The 25,191-nt window shown below is 73.5% G+C and carries 17 protein-coding genes and 1 riboswitch; of the genes, 5 read left to right on the top strand and 12 right to left on the bottom strand.

The features are described from left to right. Positions 1-65: 65 nt before the first annotated feature. A complete protein-coding gene (locus AC1UE5_RS02085) occupies positions 66-3,059 on the bottom strand; it encodes a DUF6923 family protein (RefSeq protein ID WP_482920402.1) in 2,994 nt (997 codons plus the stop codon). A gap of 611 nt (positions 3,060-3,670) precedes the next feature. On the opposite strand from AC1UE5_RS02085, the gene AC1UE5_RS02080 reads away from it, so the two are divergent. Beyond that, the gene (locus tag AC1UE5_RS02080; RefSeq protein WP_482920401.1) at positions 3,671-4,390 is read left to right on the top strand and encodes a potassium channel family protein; all 720 of its coding nucleotides are present in this window, start codon (positions 3,671-3,673) and stop codon (positions 4,388-4,390) included. Between the two features lie 38 nt (positions 4,391-4,428). Here AC1UE5_RS02080 and AC1UE5_RS02075 read toward each other — a convergent pair whose 3' ends face one another. Continuing rightward, a complete protein-coding gene (locus tag AC1UE5_RS02075; RefSeq protein WP_482920400.1) occupies positions 4,429-6,618 on the bottom strand; it encodes an MMPL family transporter in 2,190 nt (729 codons plus the stop codon). 134 nt (positions 6,619-6,752) lie between these two features. On the opposite strand from AC1UE5_RS02075, the gene AC1UE5_RS02070 reads away from it, so the two are divergent. Continuing rightward, positions 6,753-7,394 (top strand): TetR/AcrR family transcriptional regulator, encoded by a 642-nt coding sequence (locus tag AC1UE5_RS02070; RefSeq protein WP_482920399.1) that lies wholly within the window; start codon positions 6,753-6,755, stop codon positions 7,392-7,394. Here the strand turns inward: AC1UE5_RS02070 and AC1UE5_RS02065 are convergent. The 4 genes from AC1UE5_RS02065 to AC1UE5_RS02050 form a co-directional block, all read right to left on the bottom strand. Continuing rightward, positions 7,363-7,974: a carboxymuconolactone decarboxylase family protein gene (locus tag AC1UE5_RS02065; RefSeq protein WP_482920398.1), complete on the bottom strand. Its 612-nt coding sequence runs from the start codon at positions 7,972-7,974 to the stop codon at positions 7,363-7,365. The genes AC1UE5_RS02070 and AC1UE5_RS02065 overlap by 32 nt on opposite strands. After that, positions 7,971-8,858: an SDR family NAD(P)-dependent oxidoreductase gene (locus tag AC1UE5_RS02060; RefSeq protein WP_482920397.1), complete on the bottom strand. Its 888-nt coding sequence runs from the start codon at positions 8,856-8,858 to the stop codon at positions 7,971-7,973. Before AC1UE5_RS02060 ends, AC1UE5_RS02065 begins: the two co-directional genes overlap by 4 nt. A gap of 167 nt (positions 8,859-9,025) precedes the next feature. Continuing rightward, complete coding sequence (ilvA, locus tag AC1UE5_RS02055; RefSeq protein WP_482920683.1) at positions 9,026-10,201, bottom strand: threonine ammonia-lyase; 1,176 nt, start codon at positions 10,199-10,201, stop codon at positions 9,026-9,028. Positions 10,202-10,239: 38 nt separating this feature from the next. After that, the gene (locus AC1UE5_RS02050) at positions 10,240-10,626 is read right to left on the bottom strand and encodes a Rid family detoxifying hydrolase (protein ID WP_482920396.1); all 387 of its coding nucleotides are present in this window, start codon (positions 10,624-10,626) and stop codon (positions 10,240-10,242) included. 46 nt (positions 10,627-10,672) lie between these two features. Here AC1UE5_RS02050 and AC1UE5_RS02045 point away from each other — a divergent pair, with 46 nt between their 5' ends. Next, positions 10,673-12,610 carry an alpha/beta hydrolase gene (locus tag AC1UE5_RS02045; RefSeq protein WP_482920395.1) on the top strand — a complete coding sequence of 646 codons (1,938 nt, stop codon included), beginning with the start codon at positions 10,673-10,675 and terminating at the stop codon, positions 12,608-12,610. Here the strand turns inward: AC1UE5_RS02045 and AC1UE5_RS02040 are convergent. After that, entirely contained in the window at positions 12,594-13,838 is a 1,245-nt protein-coding gene (locus AC1UE5_RS02040) for an RNA polymerase sigma factor (protein ID WP_482920394.1), read from the bottom strand. The genes AC1UE5_RS02045 and AC1UE5_RS02040 overlap by 17 nt on opposite strands. Next, on the bottom strand, positions 13,835-14,203 hold the full coding sequence (locus AC1UE5_RS02035) for a YciI family protein (protein ID WP_482920393.1): 369 nt from the start codon (positions 14,201-14,203) through the stop codon (positions 13,835-13,837). The genes AC1UE5_RS02040 and AC1UE5_RS02035 overlap by 4 nt, the downstream gene beginning before the upstream one ends. A gap of 91 nt (positions 14,204-14,294) precedes the next feature. Between AC1UE5_RS02035 and AC1UE5_RS02030 the strand changes: the two genes are divergently transcribed. Beyond that, a complete protein-coding gene (locus AC1UE5_RS02030) occupies positions 14,295-16,256 on the top strand; it encodes a thioredoxin domain-containing protein (protein ID WP_482920392.1) in 1,962 nt (653 codons plus the stop codon). Between the two features lie 33 nt (positions 16,257-16,289). Continuing rightward, on the top strand, positions 16,290-18,695 hold the full coding sequence (locus AC1UE5_RS02025; RefSeq protein ID WP_482920391.1) for an MMPL family transporter: 2,406 nt from the start codon (positions 16,290-16,292) through the stop codon (positions 18,693-18,695). Positions 18,696-18,701: 6 nt separating this feature from the next. Here AC1UE5_RS02025 and AC1UE5_RS02020 read toward each other — a convergent pair whose 3' ends face one another. From AC1UE5_RS02020 to AC1UE5_RS02005, 4 genes are all read right to left on the bottom strand, one after another. Further along, positions 18,702-20,024 (bottom strand): glutamine synthetase family protein, encoded by a 1,323-nt coding sequence (locus AC1UE5_RS02020; RefSeq protein ID WP_482920390.1) that lies wholly within the window; start codon positions 20,022-20,024, stop codon positions 18,702-18,704. Positions 20,025-20,105: 81 nt separating this feature from the next. Beyond that, positions 20,106-20,834, bottom strand: coding sequence for a hypothetical protein (locus AC1UE5_RS02015; RefSeq protein ID WP_482920389.1), 729 nt, complete (start codon positions 20,832-20,834; stop codon positions 20,106-20,108). Positions 20,835-20,876: 42 nt separating this feature from the next. Further along, a riboswitch (cyclic di-AMP (ydaO/yuaA leader) is annotated at positions 20,877-21,012 on the bottom strand. Positions 21,013-21,227: 215 nt separating this feature from the next. Continuing rightward, entirely contained in the window at positions 21,228-21,716 is a 489-nt protein-coding gene (locus AC1UE5_RS02010; RefSeq protein WP_482920388.1) for a c-type cytochrome, read from the bottom strand. A 46-nt stretch (positions 21,717-21,762) separates the two neighbouring features. Beyond that, positions 21,763-25,134: a DNA polymerase III subunit alpha gene (locus AC1UE5_RS02005; RefSeq protein ID WP_482920387.1), complete on the bottom strand. Its 3,372-nt coding sequence runs from the start codon at positions 25,132-25,134 to the stop codon at positions 21,763-21,765. Between the last annotated feature and the right edge of the window lie 57 nt (positions 25,135-25,191).

The raw sequence follows: 25,191 nt of genomic DNA, 5'->3' as shown, positions 1-25,191 counted from the left end.
GCAGGTCACGGGTGCGGCCCGGCCAGCCGGCCGGGCCGCACCCTGGTGGTCAGAGGCGAAGGGCGCTAGCCCGTCACGCCCCCGGCGCGCACCTGCTGGCCGAGGACCTGGACGGCGGCCGCGTCGGTCGCCGCCCGGGCCTTCGCGCCGCGCGCGTTCGGCGACGTGGCGGTCGCCACGTTCACCTTGCGCCCGCCCGTGCCCTTCAGCGCCCGGGCCGTGATGGTGAACGCCTTGCTCTTCTTGGCGCCGAGCGTCGGGATCGTCCAGCAGTACTTGCCGCCGGACGGCTTCGCCCGCGGGCTGGACGAGACGTAGACCAGCCCGGAGGGCAGGTCGTCGCACACCTTCACCGCCGTGACGGCGAAGGCGCTCTGGTTGGTCACCTTGATCCGGTAGGACAGCTTGCCCCCGGCGGCCACCGTCTTCGTGCTGGCGACCTTCGTGACGGCCAGGCGACCCTGGACCTTGACGGTGTTGCCGTCGATGTTGTTGTCGGTCTTCGGGTCCGGCACGTCACCGGTCACGCTCGCGGTGTTCTTCAGCGAGCCGGCCGCCATCGGACGGGCCACGACCGTGATCGTCGCCGTGGCGCCCGGGGCGAGCGTCCCGAGGTCGCACGTGATCGGCGCGGTCTTGCCACACGTGCCGGCGGTCGTCTTGACCGAGCTCACCTTGAGCGGGAGGCTCGGCGTGTCGATCACCTGCGTCCCGGTCGCGGCGCCCGGCCCGTGGTTCGTCACCCGCAGCGTGTAGGTGATCGTGCCCGAACCCGTCAGCGACTTCGTGTTGGAGGTCTTGCGGATCTCCAGGTCGGCCGGCGGGGCCGGCGGGTCCTGCTTGCCGGTGACCTTCTCGTCGTCGTCGTTGTTCTTCGGGTCCGGATCGTCGGTGATGGAGCCGACGTGGGCGCCGTTGGTCAGCTCACCGGCCTGGTCGGCGCGCGCCGACACGAGGACCTGCGCCGTGCCGCCGGCCGGGACGGTCCCCATGTCGCACGTGACCTTCGCGGCGGCGACCTGGCAGGTGCCCTGCTCGGTCTGGGCGGAGACCAGCGTCAGGCCCGGGCCGGCGTTGTCCGTGATGACGACCTTCCGGGCGTCGCTGGGACCGTCGTTCTTGACGACGAGCGTGTAGAACAGCTGGCTCCCGACGCTCACGGTCTTGACGGCCGGGGTCTTGGTGAGCGAGAGGTCGGCCTGCGGGCCCGGCGGGACCTGCTCCTCGTCCTCGTTGTTGCTCGTGTCGGGGTCCTTCGTGTCGCTCGTGACCGTGGCGGTGTTGGTGACCCGGTCGTCCACCGAGCTGGCCACCTTGGTGACGACCTCGAACGTCATGGGCTGGTTGGCCGCGAGGGTCGCAGCGGTGCACGTCACCGTGCCCGACGCGAACGTGCAGCCGTTCGACGCCGAGACGAACGTCAGGCCCTTGGGCAGCGGATCGCTGACCTTCAGGTTGCGCGCGTCGCTCGGGCCGTCGTTGGTGACGATCAGCTGGTACGTCAGGTTGCGGCCCGGCACGAGCTTGTCGCTCGTCGCGTGCTTGACGATCCGCAGATCGGCGCGCGGGTCGACCGGGTCGGTGTGGCCGTCGGTGTTGTTGCCCGTGTTGGGGTCGGGCGTGTCGCTGCGGGTCGTCGCCGTGTTGGTGAGCGTCGGGTCGGTGACGTTGCTGTTGACGCGTGCGGTGATCGTGTACGTCCGCGACGCGCCCGGGGCGAGATCACCGGCGTTGCAGGTGACCGTGCCGGCCGACGCCGTGCAGCCGGCGTCGGCCGAGACGAACGTCATGCCGGCCGGCAGCGGGTCGCTGGCCGTGGCGTTGATCGCGGTGCTCGGGCCGTTGTTGGTGACCGTGATGCGGTACGTCGCGTTGGTGCCCGGCACCAGCGGCGGTGTGGACGCCAGGCTCTTGTCGATCGCCAGGTCGGCCTCCGCCTTGTTGGTGACCGTGCACGTGTAGTACGTCGCGTCTGCGATGTTCAGCGTCCACCGGCCCGCGCTGCCGCCCGTCGTGACGGGGTTGCCCGCGCCGTCGACGCAGGCGATCGACTTGGCGTACTCGCTCAGCGGGGTCGGCGAGCCGCCGGCCATCGCGTCGGTGATCGTGTACGTGTCGCCCTGCGAGACGGGCCAGTTCGTCGTCGAGGCGGTCGTCTCGCTCCCCGACGTCGTGGCGGTGTCGAGCACACGCCCGCCGGCCTCGGCGAGCCCGACCGTGAACTGGTCGGCCGGCCGCACGCGGCCGTCGACGGCCTTCTTGACGGTCACGGTCGGGATGACTGCGTCAGCGCACCGCGCGCCGTCGTTCGAGCCGGCCGGAGTCGCGGTCGACAGCGTGATGCCCTGCAGGGTCCGGGGATCGATGCGGTAGATGATCCCCGAGGAGTTGTCGCTGCCGTAGAGGTAGCCGTTCGCGTCGGTGTACGTCGCGCCGACGCCGACCGTGCCGGTGATACCGGCGACGCCCGTCGGCGTGAGGTCGACCTGCGCGCCGGTGCTCGGGTCGACCCGGACGAGATGCAGCCGCCCTGAGGCGTCGGTGAACAGCCGGTACAGGTAGCCGTCGATCCAGGAGAAGTCGGCGCCGCCGCCCGCGAAGGTGCCGGGCTGCGGGCTCGCCTTCTGGCTGACGATCTGGCCGTACGTGGGCGACCCCGGCGCGTAGTCGATCTCCACCAGCGTGTTGGCGGGCGCCCCGATCAGCGTCCAGTAGTGCCCCTGGTCGTCGAAGTCGCCGATCGCCGAGCCCGTGTACCCGGGCGGCGTGGGGACCGGGGTCAGGCTGAAGTCGTCCTCGATGCGGACGACCGTGCCGTTCGTGAAGTCGTAGCCGTAGAAGTAGTTGTCGAGCGTGTTGTAGCCGACGCCGTTGAGGACGGACGTCGGCCGGCCGACCGTCGTGTACTCGCCCGTCGCGAGGTCGATCTGCTGGACGTAGCTCGGGACCGCGTTGCTGGGCGCCTGGAACAGGTAGCCGTACGCGTCGCACTGCCAGGGCGCCGCCGACGCCGCCGGCGCCGCGATCGCCATGATCCCGGCGACGAGCGCGCCGAGCACCCCGGCGCGCAGGCACGTTCGCCTGCGACGGGGGGTTGACCTACGAGGTGATGACATGTGTCCCTCCGGGAGGACCGCAGGGGTCATCGGCCGCCAGAGAACGCGCCGCGCGGCCGTGCGGCGCGGCGGGTCTGCGGGCGGCGCATCCCCCTGCCTGGGATGGCCGCGCCGGCGCCGGTCGGGCGCCGTCACGCGTTGATGAGAACGTCCGCGTCCAGCGGACAGGTCGTCCTACGTCGGTCCGACCTTCTGGGTATTGGCCTGTGGCGGGCGCAACCGTAGATCCCCGGACGGCTCACCGGAAGGTGGGAGACGCGTTCTCATCCTGGTGAACTTCGCGTCGCCCACCGCGCCCCGCTCCACGCCCGCGGGCGGCGTGTCCCGGCGGTCGCCGGCAGATCCGGTGGAGGTTCTGCACGGCTTCCGGGCGGATACGCGCCAGGGAAGACGAACATCGACCGGATGAGACACCGGCCGACCGATACGGTCCCGCGTTTCGTTCCCGGACGGAGCGGACCGGTGCACGCGCCCGCGTCGCCAGGAAGCCCTCGACCCCAACCGGGCGAACGTCCCGGTGAAGGCGAGCGGAGCACCACGTCGAACGGAGGCGCGTGGACGACCGCGCCCAGCGACTCCAGCGCCGCCTCGACCCGCCGCTGTTCGTGGCGGCGATGCTCACGATCCCGGTCATCGCGATCCAGGCCGGCGACGCCGGCGCGACGCTGGACCTCGCCGCGACGATCCTCAACTGGGCGATCTGGCTGACGTTCGTCGTCGCCGCCGCGCTCGTGCTGCGCGTCACCCCGGACCGCCGGCGGTGGCTGCGCGACCACCCGCTCGACGTCGCGATCATCCTCCTGACGCCGCCGGTGCTCCCGGCGAGCTTGCAGGCGGCACGGGTGTTCCGCCTCCTCCCGCTCCTCAGGCTCGTGAGCGCGGTGCTGCGCGCGCGGCGGATGCTGTCGACGGAGGGGATCCGCGACGCGGCGGTGCTCGCGCTGATGACGGTGCTCGGCGGCGGCGCGGTCTACGCGGCGGTGGAGACCGGCTCCGACGGCGAGCAGCTGAGCACGTGGGACGGCGTCTGGTGGGCCGTCACGACGGTCACCACCGTCGGCTACGGCGACTCCTACCCGACCACCACCGCCGGGCGCGTCATCGCGATCGCCGTGATGGCGGTCGGGATCGGGTTCGTCGCGATCCTCACGGCGGCCGCTGCGGAGCGCTTCACGCGCGCGCAGCGCGAGGACGACGAGGACGACCTCGCGCTGCTCCACGCGAAGCTCGACGAGATCATGCGCCGCCTCGACGCGCTCGACGAGCGGCGATAGCCCGCCCTCCCGCGGCGCGGGAGGGCGGGTGCACGCGACTAGGCCGCGACCTTCTCGCGCTGGTCGTCGCGGGCGCCGGCGGTGGGGCCGTCGACGTTCTCGACGAGGTGGCCCTCGAGCGAGACGTTCGGCATGACGCGGTCGAGCCAAGCGGGGAGCCACCAGGCGCGGTCACCGAGCAGGGTCACGACGGCGGGTGCGATCACCAGGCGGACGATGAGCACGTCGATCAGGACCGCGAGGCCGAGGCCGAGGCCCATCATCTTCGCCGTCACCTCGTCGGTCGTGACGAACGCGAGGAACACCGAGGCCATGATCAGGCCGGCGAAGAGGATCACCTTGCCGATCCGCGAGACGCCGTGGATGACGCTCTCCCGCGGCCCGTCGCCCTCGTTGTACGCCTCGTGGATCCGCGAGAGCAGGAAGACGTTGTAGTCCATGCTCAGGCCGAAGAGGATCGCGAAGATCATCACCGGGATGAACGACACGATCGGGACGCCGGTGTCGGCGCCGATCAGGCTCGCGCCGATGCCCTCCTGGAAGACCGCGACGACGACGCCGTAGGCGGCAAGCACGGACAGCAGGTTGAACACCGCGGAGACCAGCGGGATGAGCAGCGACCGGAACGCGGCCATCAGCAGCAGCACCGACAGGCCGATCACGACGCCGATGAACAGCGGCAGGCGGCTGGAGACCTTCGCCGAGAAGTCCTCGAACCCGGCGGTGTTGCCGCCGACGTAGACCTTGAGCGGGGTCCCGGCCGTGGCCGCGGGGATCGTGTCGTCGCGCAGCGTCTCGAGCAGGTCGCTCGTCTTGGAGTCCTGCGGCGCGGTCGTCGGGATCGCGGTGATCGTCGCCATCTCGCCGTCCTGGCTGACCATCGCCGGCGTCACCGCGGCGACGCCCGGCAGCTCCGCGACCGCCTGCTCGAGCTTGGTGAGCTGGGCCTTGGTCTGCCCGTCGCCGCGCGGGATGTCGACGGCGAGCAGGAACGGGCCGTTGGAGCCCGCGCCGAAGCCCTCGCTGAGCTTGTCGTAGGCGACGCGCTGCGTCTTCTCCTCCGGCTGGTTGCCGTCGTCGGGCTGGCCGAGCCGCATCTGCGTGACCGGGATCGCGAAGACGAGCAGCACGGCGACGCCCGCGGCGATCGACGCCCAGGGACGGGCCGTCACGAACGCGCCCCAGCGGCTGAACGCCGGCGACGGCTGGACGTGCTCGGGCTTCTTCGGGCGCAGCCGCTTGGCGAACGCGCCGATCATGATCGGGAGGATCGTGATGGCCGAGACGACGACCGCCGCGATGCCGATGGCCGCGCCGATGCCCATCTTGCCGATCATCGGGATGCCGATGACCAGCAGGCCGGCGATCGCGACCATGACGATGAGCCCGGCCGCGACGACCGACGCGCCGGCGGTGGCGGCGGCCTTGGCGGACGCGTCGCGCACGGAGTCGCCGGCGGCGACCTGCTCGCGGTAGCGGCCGATGATCAGCAGCGCGTAGTCGATGCCCGCGCCGAGGCCGAGCATCACCGCGATCGTCGTCGCGAACTCCGGCAGGCCGAGCGGCTTGGCCAGCGCGGCGAGCAGGATCTGGCCGATGATGACGCCGAGCAGCGCGCCGAACAGCGTGGCGGCCATCGCGGCCGCGGAGCGGAACAGCAGCGTGAGCAGGACGATCGCGATCGCGACGCCGATCAGCTCGCCGACCGGCGCCTCCTGCTCGGCGGCGAGGTCGACGACGATGCCGCGCATCGAGACGTCGACGCCGCCGGCCTCGGCGCTGCGGGCGGCGCGCTCCAGCGCCTCGCCGTCCTCCTTCTCGATGTCGGTGGCCTCGACGTCGTAGCGGACCGAGACGTTGGCGATGCGGCCGTCCTGCGACAGGGCGCCGCCCGCCGCGTACGGGTCGGAGACCGCCTCGACGTGCTCGAGGCCCTTGATCTCGCCGAGCGCCTTCTCGACCGCCGCCTTGCGCTCACCGTCGCGCAGCGTGCCGTCCTCGACGCTGAAGACGACCGTCGCGTCCGCGCCGGCGAACGCCGGGCTGTGCGCCTTGAAGAGGTCGAGCGCCTTCTGCGTCTCGGTGCCGGGGATCGCGAAGTCGTCGGCGGCCTTGCCGCCCGCGCCGGCGGCCGCGCCGAGCAGCACGATCACGGCGAGCGCGGCGACGAGGCTGCGCTTCCAGTGGTGGGTGATCGCCCGCGCGATGCGGGCGAGGAGTGCGGACATGAGGGCTCCGGAGGGGTCGCGGAAAGAAGGAGGGAGGCGCAATCCTACAACGGACTGCATCTTTTCCTTCGCTGTGGTTATGCGATTGGACGTATGTCTGCCGCTCGTCGCAACCGGTGCTAGTGTCGGCGCCGATGAGCATCGAAGAGCTCGGGCTGCGCGAGCGCAAGAAGGCGAGGACGCGCAGCGCGATCGTCCGGGCGACGCTCGAGCTGACGATCGAGCGGGGCTTCGCCGCCGCGACGATCCAGCACATCGCCGAGCGCGCGGAGGTCGCTCCGCGCACCGTCTCGCTCTACTTCCCCCACAAGGAGGACATCGTCTTCGCGGGCGGTGACGCCGCGATCGACCGGCTCGTGGCGCGGCTCTCCACCGGCGACGGTGGCCTCGTGGAGCGCCTGCGCGGATGGCTCACCGACGAGGCCGAGCACCTGGGCGACGACGACCTCGACGTCCTGCGCGCGCAGGCCGTGGCGGCCGACGAGCACCTGCGCACGCGCGAGCGGGTGCTGCTGGAGGAGGCGGAGGCCAAGATCGCCGCGGCGGTCGCCGACGAGCTGGGCGAGGCGCCGGGCGGCGTCGGGCCGCGCGTCTTCGCGGCCGCGACGCTCGCGGTCCTGCTCAGCGTGCGCGACAACTTCGCCGCCGGCGTCTGCGAGGGCGACCCGGGCGCCGAGCTGGACCGCGGGCTCGCGTTCTTGAACAGCGGCCTGACCGCGCTCCGCGCGCCGGCTGCGGCCGGGCTCAGCGCTCCGGCTCGACGCCCAGCGCGTTGAGGGTGCCCGCGAGCATCGCGTAGTGGCCGGCGAGGAGGCAGAGCTCGATCCGCTGCTCCTCGCTGAAGTGGCCGCAGAGCGTCCGCCAGCACGCGTCCGAGAGCGCGTGGTCGTCGACCAGCTCGTCGGTCGCGGTGAGGAGCGCGCGGTCGCGGTCGCTCCACTCCCCCGCTGCCGGCCCCGCCCCGACGCGCGCGACCTCGTCCGGCGTGAGACCCGCGCGCTGGCCGATCGCCGCGTGCTGGTGCCACTCGTAGTCGCTGCCGCACAGCACGGCGACGCGCAGGATGACGAGCTCGGCCTCGCGGCGCGGGAGCTTGCCCGCCGGCATCAGCCGCCCCGCGAACCGCAGCCAGGGGCGGAAGATGCGGCGGTGGCGCGCGAGCGTCGTGAAGACGTGCGGCGCCTGCCCACCGCCGGCGACGCGGGCGAGCGCGCCGCAGATCGCGGCGTTCACCGGCCCGATCTCGGCGCGCGTGCCCGGCGGGACGCGCGCGCCGTACGGGCGGCGCGCCTCACCGGGGTACGGGACGTCGGCGGTGTCCTTGCGCAGGTCCCGCAGCTGCGCGAGGCGGCTCACCGCGCGGCGTGCTCGGGCGTCGAGAACCGCGCCGGCGGCTCGGTGGGCTGCTCGGTCGTCAGCGGCGCGTGCTCCTCGCGCGCGATCGCGAGCGCCTCGTCGATCCCCCGCCGCATGAGCAGGTCCGCCCCGCGCTGGACCGCCATCCGCACCGGCAGCACCGGCCCGACCCACCGCGGCGAGTACACGCGGCGCGCCCGCCGCGCGAACCCGCGCTCGATCGCGTCGATGCCCGGCTCCAGCGGCGCGACGCGCGTGATCGGCCCACCCAGCTCGTTCATCTTCGTCGCCGCGCGCGTGCCGAACCCGCGCCGCGTCATGTCCGTGTCGAGCTCGCCGAAGTACGCCACGCCGACCCGCGCGCCGCTGCCGCGCAGCTCGATCCGCAGCGTGTTCCCCAGCGCCTCGACGCCGGCCTTCGACGCGCTGTACGCGCCGAGCAGCGGCGCATGCACGGCCGCCGCCAGCGACGCGACGAGCAGCGCGTAGCCGCCGGGGTGCGCCACGTGCGGCCCGGCGGCGCGCACGGTGTTGTAGACGCCGGTGAGGTTGACCGCGATCGTGCGGTCGAAGATCTCGGTGTCGCCGCCGATCAGCGGCAGCTGCGCCGCGACGCCGGCATTGGCCATGAAGGCGTCGAGCCCGCCGAGCGCGCCGACCGCCTGCGCGACCGCCCCGTCGACCGACGCGCGGTCGGTCACGTCGCACTCCGCCCACGGCGCGTCGCCGCACTCGGCCGCGACCTGCGCCAGCAGCTCCGGCTCCAGCCCGACCAGCGCGACCCGCGCGCCGCGTGCGTGCAGCCGCTTGGCCGTCGCCGCGCCGATGCCGCGCGCGGCTCCCGTGATGAGCACCCGTCGCCCCTGCAGTGACCCGGTCGCCATGACCGACCTCCTCGCGTCGTCCTCCTCCGGCAGAGGACGTTCTACCGGAAGGAGGACGCGCCGGGCGATGGTGTGACGGAATCGGATGGGACGCGCTCGCGCTGATCGCCGCCGACCTGCGCCGCGCCGCCGATGGGGCCGCGAACCTCGCCGCGCGCCTGGCGGCGCTACGTCGTGACCGTCTGCACGGGGTAGCCGGCCGCGCCGATCGCCCCGAGCAGCTGCGTGGCGTGGTCGCGCCCGCGGGTCTCCAGCACGAGCTGCACCGCGGTCTCGCGCACCGACAGGTCGACGCCTTCGCGCACGTGCTGGAGCTCGATGAGGTTCGCGCCCGCGTCGCCTATCACCGTCAGCAGCCGCGCGAGCGAGCCCGGCCGGTCGCTCACCCGCGTCAGCACGACGACGCGGCGCCCCGCCTCCGTCTCGTGCCGGCGCGCGACCTGGTGGAGCAGGCCCGCGTCGATGTTCCCGCCGCTCAGCACCGCGACCGTCGTCCCCGACGGCGCCGCCGCGGTCTGCCCGCCGAGCAGCGCCGCGACCCCCACGGCGCCCGCGCCCTCGACGACGAGCTTGGCCTTCTCCATCAGCAGCACGATCGCCTCGGCGGTCTCCTCCTCGGACACCACGACGACGTCGTCGAGCCACTCGCGCAGGAGCGCCAGCGTCAGCCCGCCCGGTCGCTTGACCGCGATGCCGTCGGCGATCGTCGGCCGGTGCTCGACCTCGACCGCGACGCCCGTCCGCAGCGACTCCACGTAGGGCGCGAACGCCTCGACCTGCACGCCGACGACCTCCACGTCCGGCCGCCGCGACTTGACCGCGATCGCCACGCCCGCCGCCAGCCCGCCGCCGCCCACCGGCACCACGACCTTCGCGAGGTCCGGCACGTCGTCGAGCAGCTCCAGGCCCAGCGTCCCCTGCCCCGCGACGACGTGCGGGTCGTCGAACGGGTGGACGAACGAGAGCCCGTGCTCGTCGGCGTGCATCCGCGCGGAGAGCAGGCACTCGTCGACGCTCGCCCCGCCCACGACGACCCGCGCGCCGAGCGCCTCGGCGCCCTCGACCTTGTTCAGCGGCGCGCCCTCGGGCATGAAGACCGTGCACGGCGCGCCCAGCGCCCGCGCCGCATGGGCCAGCGCCATCGCGTGGTTGCCCGCCGAGGCCGCGACGACCCCGCGCGCGCACGCGTCGCCGAGCGCGTGGACCTTGTTCGCCGCGCCCCGCACCTTGAACGACCCGGTGCGCTGGAGGATCTCCGCCTTCAGCGCGACCTCGCCCCCGCCGAGCCGCCCGGTCAGCGTCGCGGACGGCAGCACGGGCGTCGGCCGGGCGACGCCGGCGATCGCCTCGCGCGCGGCGAGGACATCGTCCAGGGTGACCGTCAGAGCGCGACCACCGCGTCGATCTCGACCTTCGCGTCCTTGGGCAGCGCGGCGACGCCGAAGGCCACGCGCGCGGGCGGGTCGGACGGGAAGAACTTCGTGTAGGCCTCGTTCACCTCGCCCCACTCGCCCATGTCCTTCAGGTACACGGTCAGGCGGACCGCGCGCTCCAGCGACGTGCCCGCGGCGGCGCAGACGGCGGCGAGGTTCTGCAGGCAGCGCTCGGCCTGGTCGGCGGCGGTGCCCTCGACCAGCTCGTTCGTGGCAGGGTCGAGCGGGATCTGGCCCGAGCAGAACAGCAGGTCGCCCGTCTTGACCCCGTGGCTGTACGGACCGACCGCGTTCGGGGCATCCGGGGCGGTGACGACTTCGCGCGAGGTGGGCATTGGCCTGAGGCTAGTACCGATTGCGGCCGGGTACGGTGGACGTCGCATGCGCCCGTCACGACTCCTCGCAGCGGCATTCGCGGCCGCCGCGCTCCTCGCCTCCCCCACCGCCGCGGAGGCGATCACGTGGGGGCCGTGCACCGACGCCGGCTTCGGCGCCTTCCAGTGCGGCACCTCGATCCAGCCGCTCGACCACGCCAACCCCGCCGCGGGCCAGCTCAACCTCTTCGTGCGGCGGCTGCAGGCGCCCACGAACCCGACGGGCACCGCGATGGTCGCGCTGGCGGGCGGCCCGGGCCAGGCCGCGGCGCCGATCGCGGCAGAGTTCGCGACCGCGCTCGCACCCGGGCTGAAGGACCGTGACCTGATCGTGTTCGACCAGCGCGGCACCGGCCAGTCCGGCGCGCTGTCGTGCAGCGCGCTCGACAACAGCACCTCGAGCACGAACCGCGCCGTCACCGCGTGCGCGAACGAGCTCGGCCCGCGCCGCGCGTTCTTCCGGACGGCCGACAGCGTCGAGGACCTCGAGACGCTCCGCGTCGAGGCCGGCTACGCGAAGCTCGCGCTGTTCGGCGTCTCGTACGGCACGAAGGTCGCGCTCGCCTACGCGGCCAAGTACCCGCAGAACGTCGACCGGCTCATCCTCGACTCGGTCGTCCTGCCCGACGGGCCCGACGCGCTCCAGGTGTCGAGCTTCAAGGCGGTCTCCCGCGTGCTCGCCGAGCTGTGCGCCGACCGCCGCTGCACGGGCGCGTCGCCGAACCCGGTCAACGACCTGCGCACGCTCGTGCGCCGCGGCCGCGCGATCCGCGGCCCGTACATCGACGGGCGCGGGCGCCGCCGCACGGGCGTGCTGGAGCCCTCGACGATCTACTCCATCCTCACGGCCGGCGACCTCAACCCGGCCTGGCGCGCGCTGACCCCGGGCGCCCTGCGCGCCGCCGTCCGCGGCGACAACCGCCCGCTGATCCGCCTCGCCGCCGCCTCGCTCATCACGGCGACCGGCTCGCAGTCGCAGTCGATCGAGGACGCGAGCAGCCCCGCGCTCTTCCTCGCCACCACGTGCGAGGACGTCGCCTTCCCGTGGACGCGCACCGCCGACGCGACGACGCGGGCGCGCGAGGCCCGCACCGCCCTGCTCGCCCAGCCGGCCGGGACGTTCTCGCCCTTCGGGCCGAGCGCGGTGGTGGAGAGCGGCGTGCTCGGCCTCTGCGCCGCGTGGCCGAACGCCGCCCCGGCGCCGACCCCGACCGGCGCGCTGCCCGCCGTCCCGACGCTGATCCTCAACGGCAGCGCCGACCTGCGGACGCCCGCCGAGGACGCCGCGCGGGCGCAGGCGATGATCCCCGGCGCGACGCTCGTCACGGTCCCGCACGTCGGCCACTCGGTCGTGGGCGTCGACTCCAGCGGCTGCGCGGGCGCGGCCATCGCGGGCTTCTTCAACGGCCAGGGCGTGACGCCGTGCCCGGCCGCCCAGCCGCTCATCCCGCCGCTGCCGCGCCCCGCCACGAGCCTGGGCCAGCTGCCGACCACCGGCGACTACAAGGGCAAGGTCGGCCGGACGCTGACGGCGGTGATCCGCACACGCGCGGACGCGGCGGCGCGCGCGGTCGGCGCGCAGCTCGACGGCCAGTCCGGCCGGTTCGGGGGTCTGCGCGGCGGCACGATCACGCTCAACCGCGACACCATCACCCTCCGCGGCGTGACGTTCGTCCCCGGCGTGACGGTGAGCGGCACGTTCCAGGCCAGCGGCGACGGGCGGCTGACCGTCCGCGGCTCGCGCGCGGCGCGCGGCACGCTGACGTTCTCCAACGGCGGCCAGCAGCTGACCGGCACGCTCTCCGGCCGCCGCATTCGCCTCCGCGCTCGGGCGCGGGCGGCGTCCGCGGGGACCGACGTGGCGCAGCTGACGCAGGCCGCGGCCGACGTGCCGTTCCCGAAGCTCCTGCAGGCCTCGGGCGCGGCGTTCACCCCGCTCCGCTGACGCCCGCGGCGCGCCGCTCCAGCTCGGCGCGCTCGCGCGCGTTGCCCGTCAGCGCGATCGCGCGGGCGTAGGCGGCGCGCGCGGCCGCCTCGTCGCCTGCGCGGCGGCGCAGCTCGGCGACGGCGGCGTGGAGCGGGACGTACTGCACCAGCCGCGGGTCGGCCTCGAGCGGGGCGAGCAGCCGGAGCCCCGCCTGCGGCCCGTCGGCCTGCGCAACGGCGACCGCGCGGTTGACGGCCACGACGGGCGACGGGTCGAGCGCGGCCAGCGCGCCGTAGAGCGCGGCGATCTGCGGCCAGTCCGTCTCGGCCACCGACGGCGCGCGGGCGTGCAGCGCCGCGATGGCCGCCTGCAGCTGGTACGGCCCGGGCCGCCGGAGGCGCATCGCCCGCTCCAGCGCCGCCTCCCCCTCCTCGATCTTCGCGGCGTCCCAGCGCGTGCGGTCCTGCTCCTCCAGTGCGACGAAGGCCCCCGCGGCGTCGCGCCGCGCCGCGCGCCGCGCGTCGGTCAGCAGCAGGAGCGCGAGCAGCCCGTGCGTCTCGGCGTCGTCGGGCATCAGCGCCGCGAGCAGCCGGGCGAGCCGAAGCGCCTCGTCGCACAGCGGCGCGCGCACGAGCTCGCCGCCCTCCGACGCCGTGTGGCCCTCGGTGAAGATCACGTAGACGACGCGCAGCACGCCGGCCAGCCGGTCGGGCAGCTCGGCGCCCTCGGGGACGCGGTACGGGATGCCCGCGACCGCGATCTTCCGCTTGGCCCGCACGAGCCGCTGGCGCATCGCGGTCTCCGTGGTGAGGAACGCGCGCGCGAGGTGCGGGACCTCCAGGCCGCCGACCGCGCGGAGCGTGAGCGCGATGCGCGCCTCGGGCGCCAGCGCCGGGTGGCAGCAGGTGAAGAGCAGCCGCAGCCGGTCGTCGGGCCACGCGTCCTCGGGCACCACGTCGTCCTCCTCCAGCCGGGCCAGCCGCTCCAGCGCCGCCGCCCGTTCTCCCTCGGTCCGCTCGCGGCGCAGCCGGTCGATCGCCTTGCGCCGCGCCGCGACGGTGAGCCACGCGCCGGGCTTGGCCGGCACGCCGCGCCGCGGCCAGTCGGCGGCCGCGGCGGCGAACGCGTCCTGCACGGCGTCCTCGGCCAGGCCGAGGTCGCCGCCGACGTGGCGGGTGAGCGTGGCGAGGATCGCCGCGCGCTCGTCCCGCCACGCCCGCTCGAGCGCCGTGGGCGCTGGGGTCACGCCACCTTCGAGCGGTTGAACTCGATCAGCGGCCGGATCTCCACCGCGCCGGCGCGGAGGTTCGGCATGCGCGCCGCCCACTTGGCGGCGGCGTCGAGGTCGGGGACGTCGAGCAGGTAGTAGCCGCCGAGCATCTCGCGCGTCTCGGCGAACGGCCCGTCGGTGAGCACGGCCGCGCCGCCGTCGGGCGTCCGCACCGTCGTCGCGGCCTCGGTCGGCTGGAGCGCGGCGCCGTGCACCAGCACGCCCTCGCGCTCCATCTCGTCCTGCACCGCCCACCACGCGGCGAGGTTGGCGTCCGCCTCCGGCGTGCCCGGCTCAGGGCGCTGGTCCGGCTCGATGTAGAGCAGCAGCATGTACTTCATGGGTGGCCCTCCTCAGTTGGGCTTGGAACGATCTCTCAACCGGCCGACGGCCGGGTAGGGCCTCGATCGACACCTCGACAGGAATTGGCGCGTGAACGCTCTTCAACACGAGACCAGCCCGTACCTGCTCCAGCACAAGGACAACCCCGTCGACTGGCTCCCGTGGGGCGACGAGGCGCTGCGCCGGGCGCGGGCGGAGGACAAGCCGATCCTCGTCTCGATCGGCTACTCGGCCTGCCACTGGTGTCACGTGATGGAGCGCGAGTCGTTCGAGGACGCCGACGTCGCGGCGCTGATGAACGAGCGATTCGTGTGCGTGAAGGTCGACCGCGAGGAGCGCCCGGACGTCGACGCGCTCTACATGGAGGCCGTCCAGGCGATGACCGGGCAGGGCGGCTGGCCCTTGAACGTCTTCGTCACGCCCGACCAGGTGCCGTTCTACGGCGGCACGTACTTCCCGCCCGAGCCGCGCCAGGGCCTGCCGTCGTGGTCGCAGGTGCTCGCCGCGGTCGGCAACGCGTGGGAGAGCCAGCGCGACGAGATCGCCGAGCAGGGCACGCGGATGGCCGAGCGGCTGCGCGGCGCCGCGGTGCTGCGGCCGTCGCAGCGCCCGCTCGACCCGCGCGACCTCGACACCGCCGAGGTCGGCCTCAGCCGCCAGTTCGACCACCAGTGGGGCGGGTTCGGCGGGGCGCCGAAGTTCCCGCCCGCGTCGGTGATCGACTTCCTGCTCGGCCGCGGCGAGCAGCGGATGGCGCTGACGACGCTGCACGCGATGCGCACCGGCGGCATCAACGACCAGGTCGGCGGCGGGTTCGCGCGGTACGCGGTCGACCAGACGTGGACGGTCCCGCACTTCGAGAAGATGCTCTACGACAACGCGCTGCTCGCGCGCGCCTTCCTGCACGGCTTCCAGGTCAGCGGGGACCCACGGCTGCGCGAGACGTGCGAGGAGACGCTCGCCTTCCTCGCGCGGGAGCTGCGGGCGCCGGAGGGCGGGTTCTTCAGCGCGCTGGACGCCGACTCCGAGGGCGTCGAGGGACGCTTCTACGTGTGGACGCTGAAGGGCCTGCGCGCGGCGCTCGACCCGGCCGACTACGACGCCGCCGTCGCGTACTTCGGGGCGACCGAGCAGGGGAACTTCGAGGGCGCGAACGTCCTGGAGGCCCGCGGGCCGGCGCCGGACCCCGCCACCCGCGCGCGCATCCGGGCGCGGCTGCTGGAGGTGCGGTCGGCGCGGGTGCGGCCGGGACTCGACGACAAGCGGCTGGCCTCGTGGAACGCGCTGGCGATCGGGGCGTTCGCGGAGGCCGGCGCGGTGCTGGAGCGGCCGGAGTACCTGGCGGTCGCGCGCGAGGCCGCGGCGTTCGTGCTCGACACGATGCGCGACGATCACGGGCGGCTGCTGCGCACGTCGGACGGCACCACGGCCAAGCTCAACGCCTACCTGGAGGATCACGCGTACCTCCTCGAGGCGCTGCTGACGCTCTACGAGGCGACGTTCGAGGAGCGCTGGTTCGCCGAAGCCCGCGCGCTCGCCGACACGATCCTCGCCCGCTTCGCCGACCCCGACGCCGGCGGGTTCTTCACCACCAGCGACGATCACGAGCAGCTCGTCGCGCGCCGCAAGGACCTGGAGGACTCGCCGATCCCGTCGGCCGGCGCGAGCGCCGCCTACGGCCTCCTGCGGTTGTCTGCGTTCACGAACGAACGCAAGTACGCGCAGGCCGCGGAGGGGCAGCTGCAGCTCGTCCACGAGCTCGCGGCGCGCCACCCCCACGCGTTCGGCCATCTCCTGCAGGCGCTCGCGTTCCAGACCCGTCCGGTGCGGGAGGTGGCGCTCGTCGGCGATGCGGCCGGCGTCGCGGAGCTGGCGCGCGTCGTGCGCTCCACCTTCCGGCCCGACGTGGTGTTGGCGGCCGGAACGGGCGACGTGCCGCTCCTGCGCGACCGCACGCCGGTCGACGGGAAGGCGGCGGCCTACGTCTGCGAGCGGTTCACCTGCCAGCGGCCGGTGACCGAGCCGGCCGAGCTGGCTCCACTGCTCGGTTAAGCCGTCGCTGGACCACACCCGTAGGATCGGGCGATGCAGCGCGCGCTCACCTACTCCGCGACCCAGAAGGGCAAGTGGGTCGTCCTCGCGGTGTGGATCGCCGCGCTCGTCGTCTCGATGGCGGCCAACCTGCCGGGCAAGTTCTCGGACGCCGAGGAGAACGAGTCCCGCTCGTTCCTCCCCGCCGACGTGCAGTCGACCAAGGCGCTCGAGGTCACCGAGGCGCTCGCCGACGGCGAGACCGCGCCGACCGTGATCGTCTACCGCCGCGACGGCGGGCTGACGCAGCAGGACCGCCAGTTCATCGAGCAGCAGATCGGCGAGCTGAACCAGGCCACGCGCGCGTTCCGCAACACGACGCCGTTCGGCAACCCCGCGGGGCGGGAGCAGCCCGAGCCGTTCCAGGTGTCCGAGGACGGCACCACCGCGCTGATCGGCAACGTCGTCAAGTCCGACGGCGGCAGCGACACGGCGGTGATCCTCGACCCCGTCGACAAGTACCGGGAGATCGTCAGCGCCGACCTGCCGCAGGGGCTGGAGGCCAAGGTCACCGGCCCGTCGGGCATCTCCGCGGACGCCATCAAGGTCTTCGAGGGCATCAACGGCGTGCTGATCGGGGCCGCGTTCACGCTCGTGATCGTCCTGCTGATCATGATCTACCGGAGCCCGACGTTCTGGTTCTTCCCGATCCTCGCGGTGGTCTTCGCGGAGATCGCGGCGCGCGCCTTCGGCTACGGGCTGACCGAGGTCGGCGTGACGGTCAACGGCCAGTCGTCGTCGATCCTCTCGGTGCTCGTCATCGGCGCGGGAACCGACTACGCGCTGCTGCTCGTCGCGCGATATCGCGAGGAGCTGCGGCGCCACCAGGACAAGCACGAGGCGATGGCGCTCGCGCTGCGCAGCGCGGGCCCGGCGATCGTCGCGTCGGGCGCGACGGTGATGATCGCGCTGCTCGCGCTGACGCTGGCGAAGGTGAACGGCACCGCGGGCCTCGGCCCGACCGGCGCGATGGGCATCTTCGTCGCGCTGCTCTCGATGCTGACGTTCCTGCCGGCGCTGCTGACGATCGTCGGCCGCCGCCCGTTCTGGCCGTTCGTGCCGTACGGGCCCGAGGGCGCGGGCGCGCCCGACCACACGCCGATGCAGGTGCGCGGCCTCCAGCCGCTGGTCGAGAAGCTCGGCCCGGGCGTGCTGACGTTCGCGATCGTCGGCGGGCTGGCGGCCCTCGGCGTACTCGCGGGCAACGTCGTCGCGGGCGCGATCGTGCTCGCCGTCGTCGTCGGGCTCGTGACGCTCTTCCGCTTCCCCTACCGGGCGTGGCGGGCCGGCGGCCTGGCGCGGTTCGAGGAGCGGATGCACGCGCGTGAGCACCAGGTCGACGAGACCCACGGCCTGTGGCACCGCGTCGGCGAGTGGACGCGGGCGCACCCGCGGCGGATCGGCGGGGGCGCGGTCGTCCTCCTCGCGATCATGGCGCTCGGCCTCCTCAACTACTCCAACGGGCTGACGCAGAGCAACACGTTCCGCGACAGCGTCGAGTCGATCGAGGGCCAGGAGCTGATCGCCAAGTCGTTCCCGGCGGGCCAGTCGGCGCCGACCGACATCGTCGTCCCGGCCTCCGAGCGCGACCGCATCCCCGCCGTCGTCGAGGCCGCAAGAGGCATCGAAGGCGTCGCCGACGTGCCGGTGCGGCCGGCCGCCGAGGGCCCTGAGGGCGTCCAGCTCGCCGCGTTCCTGACCGCCGACCCGTACTCGACCGAGGCGTTCGACCTCATCGAGCCGCTGCGCGAGGCGGTGTCGGGGGCCGCGCCCGGCGCGCTGGTCGGCGGCCCGACCGCGATCGAGTTCGACCTGCGCGACGCCAACGCGCAGGACGCGCGGCTGCTGATGCCGCTCGTGCTCGCGATCGTGTTCGTGATCCTCGTCGCGCTGCTGCGCTCGATCGTGGCCCCGGTGCTGCTGATCCTCACCGTCGTCCTGTCGTACTTCGCGGCGCTCGGCGTCGGCGCGATCGTCTTCGACGTCGTGTTCGGCTTCCCGGGCAGCGACCCGTCGATCCCGCTGTTCGCGTTCATCTTCCTGGTCGCGCTGGGGGTCGACTACAACATCTTCCTCATGGCGCGCGTGCGCGAGGAGGCGCTCAAGCACGGCACGCGCGAGGGCATGCTGCGCGGCCTGAGCGTCACCGGCGGCGTGATCACGTCCGCCGGCATCGTGCTGGCCGGCACCTTCACGGTCCTCGGCGTGCTGCCGCTGACCTTCCTGACCGAGATCGGGTTCGTCGTCGCGTTCGGCGTCCTGCTGGACACCTTCGTCGTCCGCTCGATCCTCGTCCCGGCCCTGGTGTTCGACCTGGGCCCGAAGATCTGGTGGCCGTCGAAGCTCGCCCGCGAGGGCGCGCCCCCGCCCGATCCGGAGCGGGAGCGCGTAACGGCGTAGCGGGCGCTAGAGGACCGGCAGGTAGCGGTCGAGCTCCCACTGCGTGACCTGCACGCGGTAGTCCTCCCACTCCTGCCGCTTGATCTCGATGAAGCGGTTGAACATGTGCTCGCCGAGGGTGCGCAGGACGATCTCGGACTCAGCCGTGATCTCGACCGCCTCGCCGAGGGTCTCGGGGAGCTGCTCGATGCCGAGGCGGCGGCGGTCGTCAGGCGACAGGTGGTAGAGGTTCTTCTCCATCGGCTCGGGCAGCTCGTAGCCCTTCTCGATGCCCTCCAGCCCGGCCTGCAGCAGGACCGCGAACGTCAGGTACGGGTTGCACGCCGGGTCAGGGCAGCGCAGCTCCATGTGCGACGCGCGCGGGGGCACGCGGACGAGCGCTGAGCGGTTCCGCCGCGACCACGCCACGTACACCGGCGCCTCGAAGCCCGGCACGAGGCGCTTGTAGGAGTTGACCCACTGGGCGAAGATCGCGCTCAGCTCGCGCGCGTGGCGCAGCTGGCCGGCGATGAAGCCGCGCGCGACGTTGCTGAGCCCGTACGCGTCGCTCTCGTCGAGGAACGCGTCGCCCTCGCCGCGGATCAGGCCGAGGTGCGTGTGCATGCCGGAGCCGTTCTCGCCCTCGAGCGGCTTGGGCATGAACGTCGCGTGCCAGCCCTCCTTGACCGCGTACTCCTTGACCGTGATGCGGTAGGTCATCACGTCGTCGGCCATCTTCAGCGCCTCGTTGGCGGCGAGCGCGATCTCGTGCTGGCTCGGGCCGCCCTCGTGGTGCGACGTGTTCACGGGGATGCCGAGCTGCTCGAGCGCGAGGACGGTCTCGCGGCGCACGTCGGTGCCGGCGTCGAGCGTCGTCAGGTCGAAGTAGCCGCCCTCGTCGAGCGGCTGCGTCCCGTGCGCGTCGCGGAAGAGGAAGTACTCGGGCTCGACGCCGACGTTGAACTGGTCGAACCCGAGGCCGAGGAGCCGCTCGATCGCGCGGCGCAGCACGTGGCGCGGGTCGCCCTCGTACGGCGTGCCCTCGGGGGTGCGGATGTCGCAGATCATCCGCGCGACGCCCTGCTCGTCGGGCCGCCACGGCAGGACGGCGAACGTGGACGGGTCCGGCATGGCGATCATGTCCGACTCCTCGACCGGGTTGAAGCCGGTGATCGAGGAGCCGTCGAACGCGATGCCGTTGGCGAGCGCCTCGTCGAGGTGCTCGCGGCCGACGCCGAAGGACTTGAGCTGGCCGAGGATGTCCGTGAACCAGAAGCGGACGAAGCGGATGTTCCGCTCCTCGACGAGCGCCTTGACGTCGTCGGCGGTGCGCGGGCGATCGGGCGACATAGCGGCGGAGACTACGACGTGGCGGCGACGCCCCGTTTAGCCACGGGGCGAAGGATCTGGCCGCGCGTTGCGACAGTCGGTCTAGAAGCCCGCGGCGCCCGCGGTGCCCGGATCGGAGATCGCGGCGATGAGGATGAGCAGGAGCCCCATGAGGAACGCCCACATGGCGACCCGGTCGGGACGGCGCTCGAAGCGCTCGGCGGCGCCGCGCGCAGGGCGGCGGCGGCCGGAGCGGGTCGCGACGGCCGTCTCGGCCGGCGCGGTGAAGCCGTGGACGCGGTCGACCTGGCCGCGGATCTCGATCGTGCGGCGGCCGTTCTCGATGCGGTCGGCGCCCTTGGGCAGGAGCCGTGCGTCGTACTGGCCCTCGGCCCACTGCGGGACGTGCGAGAACGTCTGCTCCATCGAGCCGTCCCACAGGTCGTCGACCTGGCGCTCACGCTGCGCCTCGGCCTCACGCGCGGCCGCGCGGGCCTGCGCGTCGCCGCGGCGGGTGCGGAGGGTCTCCTCCGGCGCAGGGGCGGGAGCGATCGGGGGCGCCTCGCCGGACAGCTTCGCGAGGAACGCGGCGTCCTCGGCCTCGTGACGCGCCTGCGCGCTCTTGAGCCAGGTCTGCTGCTGGGCCTCGGCCCAGCGGGCTGCCCGCTCCTCCGGGGACTTGGGCTGCGCCCAGGGGTCCGCCGGCATCTCGAAGACCTCGTGCTCGAGCGTCGCGATCGCCGCGTCGTCGGCGCGCGCGCCGCGCTCGAAGCGCCGCTTGGGCGGCGGAGCGCCGTCCGCGCGCTCGTCGCGCGGGCGGAGATGCTGCACGTCAGCCCACCAGGGGGCAGCCGGGTCGCTCATGTCGGGGTCTTCGTCTCTTTCCTCGTGCCTACGGGGTTAGCTGACGGGCTCGCGCCGAAAGAGCAGCGCTACACCTCCCGAGGGAGACGATTCGCCCCAACAGATGGGTCCCCCGCTCCCTCCGGCTCGGACGCAAGGTGGCGTACGGGTCGGACGGACTCGGCGGTCGAACTGGCGGCAGCGTAGCAGTGGCTGAAACACCTGCAAAACGCCTTCTGCCCCAGAACCATCGGAGGATGCGGGGAGATCCTGCGTCTGCAACGGATCTTTCACGCCGTTCTCACACCTGTGCGTGACGAACCGCACGCGGAAGCTCCCGCGGGTCCACCACATGGAACGCGCCCGTCCGACGCGGCGGCGTCAGTCGGTCTCGCGCCCGGCGACGCGCGCGACGTACGCGGCCACGGCGTCGGCGTCCGCGCCGCTGACCAGCCCGGCCGGCATCTGGCCCTGGCCCCGCGCGCGGCCCTTCTCGATCGCGTCGATCACGAGCTCCTTGGGCGGACGCAGGGCGTCGAGGCTCGGGCCGACGCGCTGGACGGCGTTCGACGCGCCGAGCGTGTGGCACTGCACGCAGCTGCGGTTGAAGACCTGGCGGCCGTGCTCCTCGCGCGCGGTGAGCTTCACCGGGCCGGCCTCGTCCGAGCTGTCGGCGTCCGCGATGCCGACGACGACCGGGATCGCCGCGCCGCACAGCACGACGACGAGGCCGACGATGACGCCGAGCGCGCGCCGGCTCCCCCGCTTGCTGGAGTCGAGCACCGGCCCCTTCGACCCGCTGCGCATCGCGACGAACACGACGCCGAGGCCGACGACGAGGAAGAAGAGAACGAACACCAAGGTCCACACGGCGCGGGACGCTACAGCATCGTGGCGATGCGCACGAGACCTGCCGTCAGCGCGACCTCCCCTGCGCGAACGACATGACCGGCGGGGCGACCGCGCGGAAGTCGCCGCCGCCCGCGGCGATGCGCAGCTCCTCGTCCGGCTCCCCCTCGCCGATGGCGAGATCGAGCTCTCGCACCTCCGCCGCGAGCTTCCCCGGCGCCTCGAGCCCTTCGACCTTGCGGACGAGCACGTTGATGCTCCCGCCCGCGGACGCGAACCGCTCCAGCTTGCCCTCCGCGATCACCAGCGGCTCGGTCCGCACCGCGAGCCGGTCGCGCTCGTACACCGCGGGCGGCACGACGAGGTTGACCGTCCCGTGCTCGTCCTCCAGCAGCATGAACACGACGCCCTTCGCGGTGCCCGGCCGCTGGCGCGCGACGACGAGCCCGCCGATGCGCACCGGCTGGTCGTGCGGGAGCCGCTCCAGGTCGGCGCTCGACACGGTGCCCCGCGCGCCCAGCGCCGGCCGCAGCAGCCCCATCGGGTGGCGGTGGACGCTCACGCCGGTGGTGGCGTAGTCGGCGACCATCTCGTCCCAGTGGTCGAGCCGCCGCAGCCGCGGCGCCTTCGGCAGCGCGAGCGGCAGCGCCAGCTGCACCGTCCCGTTCTGCGCCTTGCGCCCCGGCGTCGCGGTGCCGAGCGACCACAGCGCCGCCCGCCGGTCCCCCGCCAGCGGGTCGCACGCGCCCGACCACGCGAGCGTCTCCAGCGCCGCGCGGCCCGTGCCCGCGCGCGAGGCGAGGTCCTCCAGGGAGCGGAACGGGCCGCCCTCCTCGCGTGCCTTCACGATCGCCTCGACCTCGTCCTTGCGCACCCCCAGCACGTAGCCGAGCCCGATCCGGACAGCACCAGCGCCGTCGGGATCCTCCAGCGTGCAGTTCACCGCGCTGTACCGGATGTCGGGCGGGCGGATCTCGATCCCCCGCCGCTGCGCCTCGTGGATGAGCGCGTCGGAGGGGTAGAAGCCCATCGGCTGCTCGTCGAGCAGCGCGCACAGGAACTCGAGCGGCTTGTGCACGCGCAGCCACGCCGACTGGTAGGCGAGCAGGCCGAACGCCGCGCCGTGCGCCTTGGGGAAGCCGAAGCCCGAGAAGCCGACGACCATCTCCCACACGCGCTGGGCCAGCTCGGGGGTCACGTCGGGGTGCACGCGCTGCGCGCCGGTGACGAACCGCTCGTGGTGCTCCATGATCGCCGCCTCCGAGCGCTTGCGGCTCATCGCGCGGCGCAGCCCCTCGGCGTCTCCCGGCGAGAAGCCCGCGAACGCCTGCGCGACCTCGATCACCTGGTCCTGGAAGATGATCGCGCCGAGCGTCTCCTTCAGCACCGGCTCCAGCGACGGGTGGTCGTAGGGCACCTCGTACGCCGGGTCCTCGCGGAGCTTCTGGCGCCGCGCGATGTACGGGTTCACCGCGCCGCCCTGGATCGGCCCGGGCCGCACGATCGCGACCTGGATCGTGATCTCCTCCAGCGTCTCGGGGCGGGTCCGCTTGAGCGACGCGATCTGCGCGCGGCTCTCGATCTGGAAGACGCCGGTCGTGTCGCCCTCCTGGATCGACGCGAACGTCGCGGGGTCGTCGTACGGGATGCGCGAGAGGTCGATCGTCTCCCCCGTGCGCGCGGCGATGAGGTCGACGCACCGCTCGACCGCCGACAGCATCCCGAGGCCCAGCAGGTCGATCTTGAGGAACCCCGCGTCGCCGCACGAGTCCTTGTCCCAGTGGACCATCTGGCGGCCGGTCATCGCGGCGGGCACGACCGGGCAGCAGTCGACCAGCGGCTGCGTCGCGACGATCATCCCGCCCGAGTGCTGGCTGAGGTGGCGCGGGAGGCCCTGCGCCTCGGCGGCCAGCGCGGCCAGCCACGCCCAGCGGCCACCGCCCGCCCGGCGCTCCTTGCCGAGGGCCAGGTCGATGTCCTCCGCCACCTGGCCGGACCACCCCTCCGCCCCGCGCGCGACGCGCTCGATCTCCCCCGGCGGCAGGCCGAGCGCCTTGCCCAGCTCGCGGATCGCGCCCTTGGACTTGAAGGTGGGGAACGCGGCGACGAGCGCGGACTTCTCGCGGCCGTAGCGCTCGTGGATGCGCGGGAGCAGGACCTCGCGCACGTCGCGCGGGAAGTCGAGGTCGATGTCGGGGAGGCTCTTGATCTCCTCGTTGAGGAAGCGGCCGAGGAGGAGGTCGTTGGCGATCGGGTCGACGTGGCTGAGGCCGGTCAGGTAGCAGACGACCGACGACACGGACGAGCCGCGGCCGCGGCCGGGCGGGAGGACCTGGCGGGCCGCGCTGGCGCCCCGGACCTCGCGGGCGACCTCGCGCGCGAGCTCGAGCAGCTCGTGGTGGAGGTTGAAGAAGCCCGACAGGCCGAGGCCGGCGATGAGGTGGAGCTCCTGCTCGAGCCTCGCCGTCGCCTCCGCGCGGTGGGGGTTGGTGTGCGGGTACCGCGCGTCGAACCGGGCGTGGCAGATCTCGGCGAGTTTGCGGTCGGCCTGCGCGTCCTCCGCGCCGGGGTAGCGGTAGCCGAGGTCCTGCGTGAGGTCGAACGTGAGCGTGTCGGCCAGCCGCCTGGTCTCCGCGACCGCGTCGGGGTGGTCGACGAACCGAGCGGCCATCGCCTGCGGGCTCGCGAGGACGTGGGTGTGGTTGCCGCGGCGGAGCGGCTCGGAGGCGTCGAGCGTCGTGTGCTCGCGGATCGCCACGAACGCGTCCTGGAGGAGCGCGCGCTCGCGCGTGTGCGCGTGGACATCGCCGGTGGCGACGGTGGGGACGCCGAGCCTGGCCGCCAGCTCGGCCAGCTCGCGGTTGCGGGCGCGGTCGTGACGCTGGTACGGGCGCTGGAGCTCGATCCGGAAGCCGTCGGGGCCGAACGCCGCGAGCAGGCGGCGGGCGGTGGGCTCGTCGTGGATGCCGTGGCTCGCGCAGCCGCTCAGGCAGACGAGCCCGGCCGCGTGCTCGGCGAGGTCGTCGAGCGTGACGCGCGGCGCGTCGACGATCGGCCCGCCCTCGGGGGTGCGCGTGTGCGCGTGGGCGTGCGTGAGGAGCCGGCACAGGTTGCGCCAGCCCTGCGCGTCGCGGACGAGCAGCGTGACGTGGCGGGTGCGCGGCGCCTCCGGGTCGCCGCGCAGATCCGCCGTCTTCGAGCGATGCTCGGGCCGCGTCCACGGTTCGTCGATCACGTCGACCTCCGCCCCGTGGATCGCCTTCAGCTTCAGCGCCTTCGCCGCCTGCGCGAACTCCATCGAGCCGTACACGCCGTTGTGATCGGTCAGCGCGAACGCCTCGTACCCGGCCTTCACGGCCGCCCCCGCCAGCTCGGCCGGCAGCGACGCCCCGTCGAGGAAGCTGAAGGCCGAGTGCGCGTGGAGCTCGACGAACGACATGCGAACACATGTTCGCACTCGCGCGCGACGGACAGCAGCGTCTGGGCGCCGTCCTGC

Source organism: Parviterribacter multiflagellatus, assembly GCF_056863265.1.
The sequence above is the reverse complement of the archived record's forward strand: the minus strand, read 5'-3'. Positions and strand labels throughout refer to the sequence as shown.